This window comes from Modestobacter sp. VKM Ac-2984 (assembly GCF_026967985.1).
GTDB lineage: Bacteria > Actinomycetota > Actinomycetes > Mycobacteriales > Geodermatophilaceae > Modestobacter.
Genome location: NZ_JAPVBJ010000002.1, coordinates 477,194 through 491,363, shown reverse-complemented (window position 1 = coordinate 491,363; position 14,170 = coordinate 477,194). Strand labels below are relative to the sequence as shown.

At 74.5% G+C, this 14,170-nt stretch carries 10 protein-coding genes; 4 read left to right on the top strand and 6 right to left on the bottom strand.

Annotated features, from left to right (window positions below; translation table 11 throughout):
• Window positions 1-12: 12 nt before the first annotated feature.
• Window positions 13-1,011, bottom strand: a complete 999-nt coding sequence (locus O2W16_RS06215) for a DUF2332 domain-containing protein (protein WP_269157938.1) — start codon at window positions 1,009-1,011, stop codon at window positions 13-15.
• Window positions 1,008-3,584: a Na+/H+ antiporter NhaA gene (nhaA, locus tag O2W16_RS06210; protein WP_269157937.1), complete on the bottom strand. Its 2,577-nt coding sequence runs from the start codon at window positions 3,582-3,584 to the stop codon at window positions 1,008-1,010. The genes O2W16_RS06215 and nhaA overlap by 4 nt, the downstream gene beginning before the upstream one ends.
• A 194-nt stretch (window positions 3,585-3,778) precedes the next feature.
• Here nhaA and O2W16_RS06205 point away from each other — a divergent pair, with 194 nt between their 5' ends.
• On the top strand, window positions 3,779-4,543 hold the full coding sequence (locus O2W16_RS06205) for an SDR family NAD(P)-dependent oxidoreductase (protein WP_269157936.1): 765 nt from the start codon (window positions 3,779-3,781) through the stop codon (window positions 4,541-4,543).
• Here O2W16_RS06205 and O2W16_RS06200 read toward each other — a convergent pair.
• On the bottom strand, window positions 4,540-7,917 hold the full coding sequence (locus O2W16_RS06200; RefSeq protein WP_269157935.1) for a pyruvate carboxylase: 3,378 nt from the start codon (window positions 7,915-7,917) through the stop codon (window positions 4,540-4,542). The genes O2W16_RS06205 and O2W16_RS06200 overlap by 4 nt on opposite strands.
• Before the next feature lie 132 nt (window positions 7,918-8,049).
• Here O2W16_RS06200 and O2W16_RS06195 point away from each other — a divergent pair, with 132 nt between their 5' ends.
• Window positions 8,050-8,970, top strand: a complete 921-nt coding sequence (locus O2W16_RS06195) for an SDR family NAD(P)-dependent oxidoreductase (RefSeq protein ID WP_269157934.1) — start codon at window positions 8,050-8,052, stop codon at window positions 8,968-8,970.
• An 11-nt stretch (window positions 8,971-8,981) separates the two neighbouring features.
• On the opposite strand, the gene O2W16_RS06190 is transcribed toward O2W16_RS06195, so the two are convergent.
• Together O2W16_RS06190 and O2W16_RS06185 are read right to left on the bottom strand one after the other, a co-directional pair.
• On the bottom strand, window positions 8,982-9,653 hold the full coding sequence (locus tag O2W16_RS06190) for a response regulator (protein WP_269157933.1): 672 nt from the start codon (window positions 9,651-9,653) through the stop codon (window positions 8,982-8,984).
• Window positions 9,650-10,879 (bottom strand): sensor histidine kinase, encoded by a 1,230-nt coding sequence (locus O2W16_RS06185; RefSeq protein WP_269157932.1) that lies wholly within the window; start codon window positions 10,877-10,879, stop codon window positions 9,650-9,652. The genes O2W16_RS06190 and O2W16_RS06185 overlap by 4 nt, the downstream gene beginning before the upstream one ends.
• A 142-nt stretch (window positions 10,880-11,021) precedes the next feature.
• Between O2W16_RS06185 and O2W16_RS06180 the strand changes: the two genes are divergently transcribed.
• Window positions 11,022-11,294, top strand: coding sequence for a DUF4190 domain-containing protein (locus tag O2W16_RS06180; protein ID WP_269157931.1), 273 nt, complete (start codon window positions 11,022-11,024; stop codon window positions 11,292-11,294).
• Between the two features lie 229 nt (window positions 11,295-11,523).
• Window positions 11,524-12,783, top strand: coding sequence for a threonine ammonia-lyase IlvA (gene ilvA / locus O2W16_RS06175; protein WP_269157930.1), 1,260 nt, complete (start codon window positions 11,524-11,526; stop codon window positions 12,781-12,783).
• An 85-nt stretch (window positions 12,784-12,868) separates the two neighbouring features.
• Here the strand turns inward: ilvA and O2W16_RS06170 are convergent, their stop codons facing one another.
• Entirely contained in the window at window positions 12,869-13,927 is a 1,059-nt protein-coding gene (locus O2W16_RS06170) for a zinc-dependent dehydrogenase (RefSeq protein ID WP_269157929.1), read from the bottom strand.
• Window positions 13,928-14,170: the final 243 nt, after the last annotated feature.

The window sequence follows — 14,170 nt, the reverse complement described above, 5'->3', positions numbered from 1 at the left end:
AGATGCCGATGATCAACGCCTGAGGGCGGCGGCGGGGAGCCAGTCGATCCGGCCGCCGTGGGCGGCGGTGTACGCCAGCGGCTCGCCGTCCAGGGCCAGCAGGAACCGGACCTCGTCGGGCGCCGGTGGCTCGGGCAGCCGATCGCGGACGGCGGGCAGCACGCCCACCCCCTCCTGGGAGACCCAGCGCACCGGCAGCCCGGTGACCAGCTCGGCGAACGCCTCCTTCGCCGGCGCCGGCAGGTAGGCCAGCACCGCGGTGTGGAAGACGACGACGGTGGCCTCGACCGGCATCGCGGCGACCAGCCCGGGCAGCTCCTCGACCAGGTCGCCCCGCCGGATCTCGGCCGGCTCCCGGGCGGCGATCGCGGCCGCGGCGGTGAGCCGGTCGCGTCGCTCCTCCATGCCCGGCCAGATCAGCGCCTGCAGCCAGGCGACGTCGTCGGGGTCGGCGGGGTCGAGCGGATTCAGGTCGATCCCGGCCCGCCGCACCACCTCCGGCATCCCGCCCGGGACCAGCCCGGTTCCGGTGACCTCGCAGCTCAGCTGCACCGGGCTGGGGAGTCCGACCCGGACGCCGTCGGAGTACTCGTAGCCGTACCGGTCTAGGTAGAGGCACAGCCCCGCCGACGCGCCGACCTCGATCAGCGCCAGCGGCCCCGGCAGGCCGGCCAGCACCGGCAGCAGGGCCGCGCAGCGGGCGGCCTCGTTGGTCTGGGTGGCCCGGGCGAGCATCGTCTCCCGCAGCCGGTCTGCGTCGCCGGTGACCCACCGGTGCAGCTCGACGCCGTCGGCCGGCGGGCCGACGTGCAGGTACTGCAGGGCCCCGAGCAGCAGGTTCGCCTGTCGCTTGGGTCGCGGCAGGGTGCCGAGGAAGGCCAGGACGTCGGCGTCCTCGGCGACCGCGGCGGCGAGCTCGGCGTAGCGAGGGGAGAGCGGGGCGGCCTCCACCTGCGCGAACCACCGATAGTGGTCGGCCAGGTCGGTGAGCTCCTCGTCGAGCGACCTCATGTCGTCGTCAGGTCGCGCGAGGCGCCGGCGAAGCGGGCCAGCTCCTCGCGGGTCGGCTCGACCAGCACCCGGCCGTCGGGGGTGAGCACGACCGGCGAGGTCGCCTCCTCGCCGCCGATCTCGGCGAGCAGCCGGGCGGCTGCGGCGTCCTCGGCCGGGTCCAACCAGGTGTGCGGCACGCCGTCCTCGGCCAGCTGGGCCCGCAGCTCGGTGCTGGCCGGCCAGCGCCGGTCGCCGACCACCCGCAGCCCGCTCGCCTGCCCGATGAGCATCGCCCGGCGCAGCAGGAACGACCGGGTGATGACGTCGGCCAGGCCGCGGTCCCGGGTGAAGACGGCGCGCAGCTGCTCCAGGCTGAGCACCAGCACCTCGCCGTCCTCGGCGGCCACCAGCGATCGCACCGGCCGCTGCCCGGCCAGCATGTTCAGCCCACCCAGGAACCGGCCCGGCCCGTGGACGGCCACGACCCGCTTGCCGCCGTCCGGCCCGCCGTCCAGCGGCCCCTCGACCACCGCCACGGTGCCGGCGAGGACGGCGAAGAAGTCGAACTCCGCCTGCCCCGAGCGCAGCAGCACCTGCCCGCGGACGGTGCGCTGGCGGCGCCCCACCCGCCGCAGCACGGCGATGTGCGCCTCGGACAGTCGCGGGGAGGCCCCGTCGTCCGGCGTCTCGGCCAGGCGCTCGCCGGGCAGCGCGCTGATCGCCGGCAGCTCGGCGGCCGGGGAGAGGGCGACCGAGGACCGAGCCGGGGCGACCGGCTCGGTCACCGGCAGCAGGCTGCCGTGGCCGGGACCGCGCGGGTCGGAGGCGACCAGCGCGGCGGCGAGCGCCTCGGTGGTGGTCGGGCCGTCGTGCCCGACGCCGTTGACGAAGAACGTCGGGGTGCCCCGCACGCCGCTGGCCTCGGCGCCGACCACGTCGGCGCGCACCCGGGCCGCGTGGGCACCGCTGCCCAGCTCCGCGGCGAACCGGCCGAGGTCCAGCCCGAGCGCGGCGGCGTGGTCGAGCAGTTGGTCGGCCTCCAGTTGGTCCTGGTGGGCGAACAGTCGGTCGTGCATCGTCCAGAAGGCGCCCTGCGCGCCGGCGGCCTCGGTCGCCTCGGCGGCGAGCTCGGCGTGCGGGTGGACGTCGGGCAGCGGCAGGTGCCGGAAGACGTACCGCAGGTCGTCGCCGAACCGGTGCCGCAGCTCCTCGACCACCCCGGTCGCGCGGCCACAGAACGGGCACTCGACGTCGCCGTACTCGACCAGGGTCAGCGGCGCGTCGGCCCGGCCGCGGAGGTGGTCGACCGCCGGGTCGACCGGTGGGTCCAGCTGCCGGGGCCCGGTGCGGGCCACCTGGGGCGAGCGCCGTCCCAGCGCCCAGAACCAGACCGCGCCCAGCGCGGCGGCGACGACGCCGGCGGCGAGGACGCCGACCATCGCCTCCTCGCGCAGCGCCGCGTCGTCGAAGGCCAGGTCGGCGACGAACAGCGAGACGGTGAAGCCCAGGCCGGACAGCGCCGCCCCGCCCCAGACAGCGGCCAGCGTCACCCCGGGCGGCAGCGAGCCCATGCCGAAGCGGACGGCGAGGGTCGAGGCCAGCCCGATGCCGACGAACTTGCCGACGACCAGGCCCACGAAGACGCCCACGGTGATCGGGGAGGTGAGCGCCCGGTCCAGCAGCTCGGTGTCGAACTGCACGCCCGCGTTGGCCAGCGCGAACACCGGGACGACGACGTACCCGCTCCACGGCACCAGCAGCGCGCCGATCCGCTCGTTCGGCGAGATGGCCCGCTCCACCGACAGCTTCGCCCGCCGGGCCAGCGCGACGTCGGGGGCCTGCCGGAAGGCGCGGGCCAGCGTGCCCGCGGACTCCACCTCCTGCCGGCGCGGCGTGTAGGCGCTGACCAGCAGGCCCAGCACGACCCCGCCGATGGTGGCGTGCACCCCGGAGGCGTGCATCGCCAGCCACATGACCACGCCGACGGCGAAGTACGCCGGCCCGCGCCACACCTGCAACCGGGTGAGCAGCGCGAAGGCGACCACGCACAGCCCCGCGACGCCGAGGGCGAGGAGGTCGATGTCGTCGGAGTAGAAGACCGCGATGACGGTGAGCGCGCCGATGTCGTCGACGACGGAGAGCGACAGCAGGAAGACCCGCAGCTGGGTGGGGCAGCGGGAGCCGACCAGCGCCAGCGCGCCGAGGACGAAGGCGGTGTCGGTGGCCATCGGGATGCCCCAGCCCTGCGCACCGGGCCCACCGGCGTTGATCGCGAGGTAGAGGCCCGCCGGCACCGCCAACCCGGCGATCGCGCCGAGGGCCGGGACGGAGAGCCGGCTGCGCTCGGTCAGCTCCCCCATCGACAGCTCGCGGCGCACCTCCATGCCGATGAGGAAGAAGAAGAACACCATCAGGCCGTCGTTGACCCAGTGCCGCAGGTCCATCGCGACGCCGGTCGAGCCGACCTCGAAGGAGAGCTCGGTGTGCCAGAAGGCCTCGTAGCTGTCGCCCCACGGCGAGTTCGCCCAGATCAGCGCCAGCGCGGTGGCCACGACGAGCAGCCCGGCGCTGGCCGCCTCGGTCTGCAGCATGCGCCGGGCCTGCGCCGACAGCTGGGCGAGGAGGTGACCGGACCCCGACCGTGCAGTGGTCCGTACCGGTGCGCTCACCCGGTCTTCCTACCCTGCGGATGTGACGGGGCGGGATCCGTCGGACGTCGCGTCCGTCGCCCCGGCGCTGCCCACCGGACGACCGTCCGGCGGGACGAGGGACGGGGAGGACGACGATGACGGACAGCAGCGCGCTCGCAGGCCAGGTCGCGGTGGTCACGGGGGCGGCGCGTGGCCTCGGCCGGGCGATCGCCCTGGAGCTGGCGGCCGCCGGCGCCGACGTCGGCCTGGGCCTCCGGGACGTCACCTCCGACGGCGGGCTCACCGGGGAGATCACCGCGCTCGGACGCCGGGTGGTCGCCGTCCCGATGGACGTCACCGACCTGGCCCAGAGCCGGGCGGCGATCGACCGGGTGGTCGACGAGCTCGGGTCGGTCGACGTGCTGGTCAACAACGCCGGCGGCGGGGTGATGGCATCGGCGCTGGAGCTGACCGAGGCGGACTTCGACGACGTGTGGTCGCGCAACACCCGCTCGACGTTCTTCCTCGCCCAGCACGCCGCCCGGCACATGGCCCGGGCCGGTGGTGGGGCGATCGTCAACGTCGCCTCGCAGGCCGGGTTGGTCGCGCTGCCCGGGGAGTCCGCCTACTGCACCGCGAAGGCCGCGGTCATCCACCTGACCCGCTGCCTGGCCGTCGAGTGGGGGGAGCTGGGCATCCGGGTCAACGCGGTGGCCCCCACCTTCATCGAGACGCCGGGCACCGAGCCGGCGCTGTCGGACCCGGCGTTCCGCGCCGACGTCGTCGACCGGATCGCCGCGCTGCACCGGATCGGCCGGCCGGGGGAGGTCGCCACCGCCGTGGCCTTCCTGGCCTCCCCGGCGGCCTCGCTGGTCACCGGGCACACCCTGACCGTGGACGGCGGCTGGACCGCCCGCTAGCCACCCAGGACGACGAGCAGGTCACCGCCCTCGACCTGCTGGACGGCGCTGATCGCCACCCGGGAGACCGTGCCGGCCCGCGGCGCGGTGATCGCGGCCTCCATCTTCATCGCCTCGATGGTGGCCAGCTGGGCCCCGGCCTCGACCGTGTCGCCCTCGCTGACCGACAGGCTGACCACCCCGGCGAACGGTGCGGCCACCTGACCCGGGTCGCTGCGGTCGGCCTTCTCGGTGGGCTGGACGTCGGAGGTGACGGACCGGTCCCGCACCGACACCGGCCGCAGCTGGCCGTTGAGCGTGCACATCACGGTGCGCATCCCCCGCTCGTCGGCGTCCGAGATCGCCTCGATCGCGATGAGCAGCCGCACCCCGGGCTCGAGGTCGACCGAGTGCTCCACGCCCTGCCGCAGCCCGTAGAGGAACTCCTTGCTGGGCAGCACCGAGGTGTCCCCGTAGGCCTCCCGGTGGGCCTGGAACTCCTTGGTGGGGCCGGGGAACAGCAGCCGGTTCAGCGTCGACCGCGGATCCTCCGCCAGGCCGGCCAGGTCCTCCTGCGCCAGCTCCGCCGGCGGCTCGGCCGGGCGCCGTCCCTCCAGGGCGCGGGAGCGGAACGGCTCCGGCCAGCCGCCGGGCGGGTCGCCCAGCTCGCCGCGGAGGAACCCGACCACCGAGTCGGGCAGGTCGTGCGTGCCGGGGTCGGCGGCGAAGTCCTCGACGTCCACCCCCGCGCCCACCAGCTGCAGCGCCAGGTCGCCGACCACCTTCGACGACGGCGTGACCTTGACCAGCCGCCCGAGCAGCCGGTCGGCCGCGGCGTACATCGCCTCGACCTCCTCGAACCGCTGCCCCAGCCCGAGGGCGATCGCCTGCTGGCGCAGGTTGGACAACTGCCCGCCGGGGATCTCGTGGGTGTAGACCCGCCCGGTCGGCGCCGGCAGCCCGGACTCGAAGGGCGCGTAGACCCGGCGGACCGACTCCCAGTAGGGCTCCAGGTCGTTGACGCGCGCCAGGTCCAGGCCGGTGGCCCGCTCGGTGTGGTCGGTGGCGGCGACGATGCTGCTCAGCGCCGGCTGCGACGTCGTCCCGGCCAGCGCCGCGCTGGCGCCGTCCACGGCGTCGACCCCGGCCTGCCAGGCCGCCATCAGGGTGGCCAGCTGCCCACCGGGGGTGTCGTGGGTGTGCAGGTGCACCGGCAGGTCGAACCGCTCGCGCAGCGCGGTGACCAGGGTGGCCGCCGCCGGCGGGCGGAGCAGCCCGGCCATGTCCTTGATCGCCAGCACGTGCGCCCCGGCCTCGACGATCTGCTCGGCCAGGCGCAGGTAGTAGTCCAGGTCGTAGAGCCGCTCGGCCGGGTCGGAGAGGTCGGCGGTGTAGCAGAGCGCGACCTCGGCGACCGCCGTCCCGGTCTCCCGGACGGCGTCGATCGCCGGGCGCATCTGGCCGACGTCGTTGAGCGCGTCGAACACCCGGAAGACGTCGATCCCGGTGCGCGCCGCCTCGGCGACGAACGTCGTCGTCACCTGCTCCGGGTAGGGGGTGTAGCCGACGGTGTTGCGCCCGCGCAGCAGCATCTGCAGGCAGATGTTCGGCACCGCCTCGCGCAGTGCGGCCAGCCGCTCCCACGGGTCCTCGTGCAGGAACCGCAGCGCGACGTCGTAGGTCGCCCCGCCCCAGGCCTCGATCGACAGCAGCTGCGGGGTCGCCCGCGCCACGTGCCCGGCCACGGCCAGCAGGTCCTTGGTGCGCACCCGGGTGGCCAGCAGCGACTGGTGCGCGTCCCGGAAGGTGGTGTCGGTGACCGCAAGGGCCTTCTGCGCACGCAGGTCGGCGGCGAACCGCTCCGGCCCCAGCTCGCGCAGCCGGTCCCGCGAGCCGTCCTGCGGCGCCAGGTTCATGTCCAGCCGGGGCAGCTTCTCGACCGGGTCGACCAGGTGCGGGCGCTCGCCGTGCGGGGCGTTGACCGTGACGTCGGCCAGGTAGGTGAGCATCTTGGTGCCGCGGTCGGCCGAGGAGCGGGCGGTGAGCAGCTCGGGGCGCTCCTCGATGAACGACGTCGTCACCCGGCCGGCCCGGAAGTCCGGGTCGTCCAGCACCGCCTGCAGGAACGGGATGTTCGTCGAGACCCCGCGGATCCGGAACTCCGCCACCGCGCGGCGGGCCCGGGCCACCGCGATGTCCCAGGTGCGGCCGCGGCAGGTGAGCTTGACCAGCATCGAGTCGAAGTGCGCGCCCACCTCGGCCCCCAGGGTGGCGGCACCGTCCAGCCGCACCCCGGCGCCACCGGGTGAGCGGTAGGCGGTGATCCGGCCGGTGTCCGGGCGGAAGCCGTTGGCCGGGTCCTCGGTGGTGATCCGGGTCTGCAGCGCCGCCCCGCGGAGCACGATCGACTCCTGGGTCAGCCCCAGGTCCGCGAGCGTCTCCCCCGCCGCGATCCGCAGCTGGCTGCCCACCAGGTCGACGTCGGTGACCTCCTCGGTCACCGTGTGCTCCACCTGGATCCGCGGGTTCATCTCGATGAAGACGTGCCGGCCCTCGCGGTCGACCAGGAACTCCACGGTGCCCGCGCAGCTGTAGCCGATCTGCCGGGCGAAGGCGACGGCGTCGGCGCAGATCCGCTCGCGCAGGGCCGGGTCCAGGTTCGGCGCCGGGGCGATCTCGATGACCTTCTGGTGCCGGCGCTGCACCGAGCAGTCGCGCTCGTACAGGTGGATGACGTCGCCGGTGCTGTCGGCCAGGATCTGCACCTCGATGTGCCGGGGGTCGATCACCGCCTGCTCCAGGAAGACCGTCGCGTCCCCGAACGCCGACTCCGCCTCCCGCATCGCCGCCTCGATCGCGCTGCGCAGCTGGTCGCGCTGTTCGACCCGGCGCATGCCGCGCCCGCCGCCCCCGGCGACCGCCTTGACGAACACCGGGCCCTCGATCGCGTCCGCCGCGGCCAGCAGGGTGTCGACGTCGTCGCTGGGGTCGGTGCCCTGCAGCACCGGCAGCCCGGCCTCGCGGGCCGCGGCGATCGCCCGGGACTTGTCCCCGGTGAGCTCGAGCACCGCCGCCGAGGGGCCGACGAAGGTGATCCCGGCCCGGGCGCAGGCCTCGGCCAGGTCGGGGTTCTCCGACAGGAAGCCGTAGCCGGGGTAGACGGCGTCGGCGCCGGCGCGCTGGGCGGCCCGGACGATCTCGGCGACGTCCAGGTAGGCCCGCACCGGGTGGCCCGGCTCGCCGATCTCGTAGCTCTCGTCGGCCTTCAGGCGGTGGACGGAGTTGCGGTCCTCGTGCGGGAAGACGGCGACCGTCCCGGCACCCAGCTCGTAGGCGGCGCGGAAGGCGCGGACGGCGATCTCACCGCGGTTGGCGACCAGGACCTTGTCGAACACGGGTGCCCCTCTCGTGTCGGGGAGCGCCGGCACGCACGCCCTCGGGGCCGACGCTAGCGGCGCACCCGGCTGCCCGGTGGCCCCGTTGCGCACAACGTGCGTGCCGGGCGCTGCACCGGGTACGTCCCGCACGTGACCGCCCAGACCACGGCTGACGACGTCTCCTCCGCCCGCGCGCTGAAGGAGGTCGTGCTCGTCACCGGCGCCTCCAGCGGCATCGGCCGGGCCAGCGCGATCGAGTTCGCCCGGCGCGGCGCCGCCCTCGTGCTGGTGTCCCGCAGCTCCACCACGCTCGCCGACGCCGCCGCCGACTGCCGGGCCGCCGGCGCCACGGCCGTCGAGTGCGTGCCGGCCGACGTCCTGGACGCCGCGGCCGTGCAGTCCGCCGTCGACCGCGCGACCGGCACCTTCGGCCGGCTGGACGTCGTCGTCCACTCCGCCACCGTGATGGCCTACGGCCGGGTCGAGGACCTGGACCCCGCCGTCTTCCAGCGCGTCGTGGACACCGCCGTCCAGGGCACGTTCCACGTCTTCCAGGCCGCGCTGCCGGTGCTGCGGGCCCAGCGGCGCGGGCACGTCGTCGTCGTCAGCTCGCTGCTGGCCTCGATCACCGCGCCCACGATGGGCGCCTACGTGGCCGCCAAGTGGGGCCAGCTCGGGCTGATCCGCACCCTGCAGCAGGAGCTGCGCGAGCTGCCCGACGTGCACGTCTCCGCCGTCGCCCCGGGCGGGACGACGACGCCGATCTACGGCCAGGCCGCCACTGTGCTGGGCAACACCGGGCACCCGCCGCCCCCGGTCTACACCCCCGAGCGGGTCGCCCGGGCGGTGCTGGCACAGGTGTCGAAGCCGCGCCGGCTCCAGCAGTCCGGGATCGCCAACCCGGTGATCATCGCCGGGTTCCGGCTCTTCCCGCCGGTGTTCGACGCGCTGGTCGGCCCGCTGCTCAAGGTGTTCGGCATGGCCCGCGACTCGGTGGGGCCGACCACCGGCAACGTGTTCGCGCCGGTGCCGGAGAAGGAGGCCGTGCGGGGCAGGTTCCGGGGCATCTGACCGACCGTCGGTCAGAGCAGCCCGGCGACGTGGGCGAGGATGGCCACCTGGACCCGGTTGGCCGTCCCCAGCTTGGTGAAGACCCGCGAGACGTGCGACTTCACCGTGGCCTCGCTGAGGAACAACTCCCGGCCGATCTCCGCGTTGGACAGGCCGCGCCCCACGGCCAGCAGCACCTCGCGCTCCCGCTCGGTGAGGGCCTCGATCCGCCCCCGCGCCTCCTGCCGGCGGGCGTCGGCGCCCGTGGCGGTGTAGCGGGTGATCAGCCGCCGCGTAGCGGTCGGGGAGAGCATGGCCTCCCCGGCGGCGACCACCCGGACCGCCTGCACCAGCTCCCGCGGCGGGGTGTCCTTCAGCAGGAAGCCGCTGGCGCCGGCCTGCAGCGCACCGAAGACGTGCTCGTCCAGGTCGAAGGTGGTCAGCACCAGCACCCGGGGGGCATCGGGGCGTGCGGTGAGCGCGGCCGTGGCGGCCAGCCCGTCCATCCGCGGCATCCGCACGTCCATCAGGACGACGTCCGGCCGGAACCGGAGCGCGGCGTCGAGCGCCTCCGCGCCGTCCCCGGCCTCACCGACCACGCGCAGGTCCGGGGCGCTGGCGAGCACGGCGCGCAGGCCCGCCCGCACCAGCGCGTCGTCGTCGACCAGCAACAGGCGCACGGAGTCGGCTCCCGATCCGCTCACGCGAGCTCCCCGTCCCCGCCGTCGGGCCAGGGCAGGTCGGCGTGCACCAGGAAGCCGTCGGGCTGCGCCCCCGTGCTGAGCCGGCCACCCACCAGCTCCACCCGTTCCCGCAGGCCCAGGAGCCCGAGGCCGGCCCCGGGCACCAACGGTGCCGCCGCCGTGGCCGGGGCGCTGTTGTGCACCCGGACCTGCAGGCCGCTGCCGGGCTCCCCGGTCAGGAGCACGGTGGCCGTGCCGCCGGCGGCGTGCTTGTGCACGTTCGTGAGGGCCTCCCGCACGACCCGGTGCGCGGTGCGGCCCACGATCGGGGGCGGGGTCTGCCCCTCGGGCAGGTCGAGGTGCAGGTGCACGGCGACGCCCGCCGCCGAACTCGCCCGGACCAGTCGGTCGACGTCGGCGAGGGTGGGCTGCGGCAGCAGCTCGGCGTCGGCCTGGGGTGCGGAGCCGGTGTCGGCCCGCAGCACACCCAGGACGGTGCGGAGCTCCTCCAGCGCCTGCCGGGCGGTGGTGCGGATCAGGGCGGCGGACTGCTCGACCTCTGCCGGACCGGCCGTCGGGTTGACCTCCAGGCCGCCGGCGTGCAGCGCCACCAGGGACATCCGGTGCGCCAGCACGTCGTGCATCTCCCGGGCGATGCGGGTGCGTTCAGCCTGCCGGGTCTGCTCAACCCGCAGCCGCTGCTCGGCCTGGGTCTGGACGACCCGCTCCTGCAGCGACTGCACCAGGTCGCGGCGGGCACCGAGGTAGGCGCCCAGCAGCACCGGGAAGACGACCGCGGCCAGCCCGTAGGCCGCCAGGATCGCGGCCGAGAAGGGGTCCAGCAGGACGGCCGGCTCGAGCCCCGCCTCGGTCGCCGCGCTCACCACCAGCGCAACTGCGGCCGCGCACAGCACCAGCACCAGCCACCGGTCGCGGTGCCGGATGGCCACGGTCAGCAGGGCCAGCCACACCGGCAGCCACGAGCCCCCCGCAGCTCCGACGACGCAGCCCAGCAGCGCCACGTGCACCGGGTACCGCCGGCGCCACCACAGGGCGACGGCCAGCACCAGCGTCCCCAGGGCCTGGAGCCACGTCCGGGCGGCGAAGTCGGCCACGGGGCCCTCACCGACGACCAGGGAGGCCGCCCCCAGCACGCCGAGCGACACGAAGGCCAGGTCGCGCAACCGCGCCCAGGGCCACCGCCGGGCACCGGACCCGTCGACCGCCGTCCCGCCACCCGTCTCCACGGGGGTGAGCGTAGAGATCATCCGTCCTCGCGCCGTCCCCCGACGGGCTGACGACCGGGTCGATGACCTGCGACTTTCGTAGCAGAGGGCCGACCACCTCCGGCCGATGTCCGCACCCCCCGGCGCCGGACAGGCTCGTGCCATGAACGACACGGAGACGTCCACCGTCCACCTCGACCCGCAGAACTGGCCCGTCCGGGCCGTGGGCACCGATGCCATGGCCGTCCTCGGCCTGGTCTTCGCGTTCGTCCTCTTCCCGCTGGGCATCGCCTTCAGCGCCCTGGGCCTGCGCAACACCCGCCGGGACGGCACCCGCGGCCGCGGGCTCGCCCTCGCCGGGATGACCGTGTCGCTGCTGCAGGTGGCCGCGATCGCCGCGCTGATCCTGTGGGCCGCCTTCGGCGCCGACTCCTGATGGGCTGGGACGACGCGGAGACGGCCAGCGTCCTGGCCGCCCGTCAGCTCGCCGAGGAGGCGCGGCAGCGGCGGCACCAGCCCCGCCGCCGGACACCCCACCGTCGCCCGTCCGGCCGGCGGACTCCCGGCGAGTGCGCAGTTGCGGTCGTCGACACGCGCCGACACGCGGAGACGGGCGACCAGTACTGACCACTCGGCGCCCGCGGGGCGTCGGGGAGGATGGGCCGGTGACCGACCTCCGCACCTCCTTCTCCACCGAGGTCACCGCCGCCGCCGCCCGGCTGGCCGGCGTCGCCGAACGGACGCCGCTGCAGCGCAACGCCCGGCTGTCGGAGCTGACCGGCGCCGCCGTGTGGGTCAAGCGCGAGGACCTGCAGGTGGGCCGGTCGTACAAGGTGCGCGGCGCCTACAACACGATCAGCCAGCTGGACGCCGCCGGGCGGGCCGCCGGCGCGGTGACCGCCAGCGCCGGCAACCACGGCCAGGGCGTCGCCTACGCCTGCCGGGTGCTCGGCGTCCGGGGCCGGGTGTTCGTGCCCGGGACGACGCCGCGGCAGAAGCGGCAGCGGATCGCCGCGCTCGGCGGGGACATGGTCGAGCTCGTCGTCCACGGCGACACCTACGACGACGCGGCCGCCGCAGCCGCCGAGCACGCCACGATGACCGGGGCCACGCTGGTGCCCGCCTTCGACGCGCTGTCCACGGTCGCCGGTCAGGCCACCGTGGCGATGGAGCTGCTCAGCCAGCTGGACACCCCGCCGGACGTCGTCGTCCTGCCGGTCGGCGGGGGCGGGCTGCTGGCCGGCTGCGGCACCTGGCTGCGCGAGCACGTCCCCGGCGTCCGGCTGGTGGGGGTGGAGCCGGCCGGGGCCGCGAACATGGCGGCGGCGCTGGCCGCGGGCCGGCCGGTGGAGCTGGCCGAGATCGACACCTTCGTCGACGGCGCCTCGGTGCGCCGGGCCGGCGACGTGACCTTCCCACTGGTCCGCGACTCGGGTGCCGAGCTGGTGACCGTGCCCGAGGGGCAGGTCTGCACCGAGATGCTCGACCTCTACCAGGTCGACGGGGTGATCGCCGAGCCCGCCGGCGCCCTGGCCAGCGCCGCGCTCACGGGCGGCTCGGTCCGCGTCGAGCCCGGCCAGACCGTCGTCGCCCTGCTGTCGGGCGGCAACAACGACGTCAGCCGGTACGCCGAGGTGGTCGAGCGCTCCCTGGTGCACCAGGGCCTCAAGCACTACTTCCTGGTCGAGTTCCCCCAGGAGCCCGGGGCGCTGCGCCGGTTCCTCGACGAGGTGCTCGGCCCGGACGACGACATCGTGCTGTTCGAGTACGTCAAGCGGGACAACCGGGAGACCGGGGCGGCGCTGACCGGCATCGAGCTGGGCAGCGTCGACGGCCTGGCGCCGCTGCTGGCCCGGATCGAGGCGGGCCCGCTGAAGATCCAGCTGCTGGCGCCGGGCACGACCGCCTACCGCTTCCTCGTGTAGCCCCCACGTCCCGCTCACGCCCGCAGCACTGTGCGCCAGGCGACCGTTCCGGCCAGGAAGCGGGCACGCAGCGCACAGTGCTCACTCAGGGCTCGACGGTGACCTTGATCGCCTCGCCCTTCTGCACGATGGAGAAGGCGTCGAGGACGCGGTCGAGCGGCAGGTGCTCGGTGATCAGGTCCTTGACCGGCACCTGACCGGTGGAGATGTACTCCAGTGCCCGCTTGTTGTGCTCCGGCGCGGACCCGTTGGCGCCGTGGATGTGCAGCTGCCGGTAGTGCACGACGTTGGAGTCGCAGGTGATCGTCGGGTTCGTCTTGGGCAGGCCGCCGAAGAAGGAGATCCGGCCGTTGCGGGCGGCCATCGCGATGGCCTGCTCCTGGGTGACGTTCGCCGCCGTCGCGGTGATGATGACGTCGGCGCCCCGGCCCTCGGTGAGCTCCAGGACCCGGGCGACCACGTCGGTCTCGGTGCCGTTGATGACCTCGTCGGGCTGGACGGCGTTGGCCGACATCTCCAGCCGCTCGGCGTTGACGTCGACCAGGATGACCTTCCCGACCTTGTGCACGCCGCGGGCGATCCGGATGTGCATGCAGCCGATCGGCCCGGCGCCGAAGACGACGAGGGTGTCGCCCTCCTCGATGCCGAGCAGCTCCTGGGCGTTGATGGCGCAGGCGAACGGCTCGGCGGCCGAGGCCTCGTCGTAGCCGACGTTGTCCGGGATCCGGTTGAGGCCGTCGACCTTGAGCACCTGCTGCGGGACGATCATGTACTCGGCGAAGCCGCCGTCGTACTGGTAGCCCACCGAGGTCTGGTTCTGGCAGACCGCCATCCAGCCCTTGCGGCACTCGTGGCACTCCCCGCACGGCACCGCGGCGATGACCTGCGCCCGGTCGCCCGGCGCCCAGGAGCTGCCGTAGGTGGTGTTGACGTTCGCGCCGACCTCGACCACCTCGCCGGCGATCTCGTGCCCGATCGTGCGCGGCGGGGAGAGGTTCTGGTGACCGTTGTGGAAGATCTTGACGTCGGTGCCGCAGGTCGAGCAGTTCTTGACCTTGAGCTTGATCTCGTCCGGGCCGCACTCGGACTCGGGGACGTCCTCGAGCCGCACGTCCTCAGGGGCGTAGAACCGCAGGGCCTTCATGTCGTCCTCCGAGTGCTGTGTCGACGGTGACGCCGTCCGGCGCCGCGGGCCACTGACTGGGTGTCGCCGATCACTGTAGGACGGGAGCCGTACACCCGGTTGGGTGGGTCTCTCTGTGATCGTGTGGGTTTCTCCGCTCTTGACCCGCGCTTGAACGCTTGATACACAGACATACACAGATCCGGGTGATCGCCGTCACACGATCGATCGTTCAGTCAGACGCCCGAACGACCCCTGTCGATC

Excerpts from the sequence above, each read along its gene's own strand:
- O2W16_RS06170 (WP_269157929.1), bottom strand. The coding sequence starts at position 13,927 with ATGAAGGCCCTGCGGTTCTACGCCCCTGAGGACGTGCGGCTCGAGGAC.
- nhaA (WP_269157937.1), bottom strand. The coding sequence starts at position 3,584 with ATGCTGCAGACCGAGGCGGCCAGCGCCGGGCTGCTCGTCGTGGCCACC.
- O2W16_RS06215 (WP_269157938.1), bottom strand. The coding sequence starts at position 1,011 with ATGAGGTCGCTCGACGAGGAGCTCACCGACCTGGCCGACCACTATCGG.
- O2W16_RS06205 (WP_269157936.1), top strand. The coding sequence starts at position 3,779 with ATGACGGACAGCAGCGCGCTCGCAGGCCAGGTCGCGGTGGTCACGGGG.
- O2W16_RS06180 (WP_269157931.1), top strand. The coding sequence starts at position 11,022 with ATGAACGACACGGAGACGTCCACCGTCCACCTCGACCCGCAGAACTGG.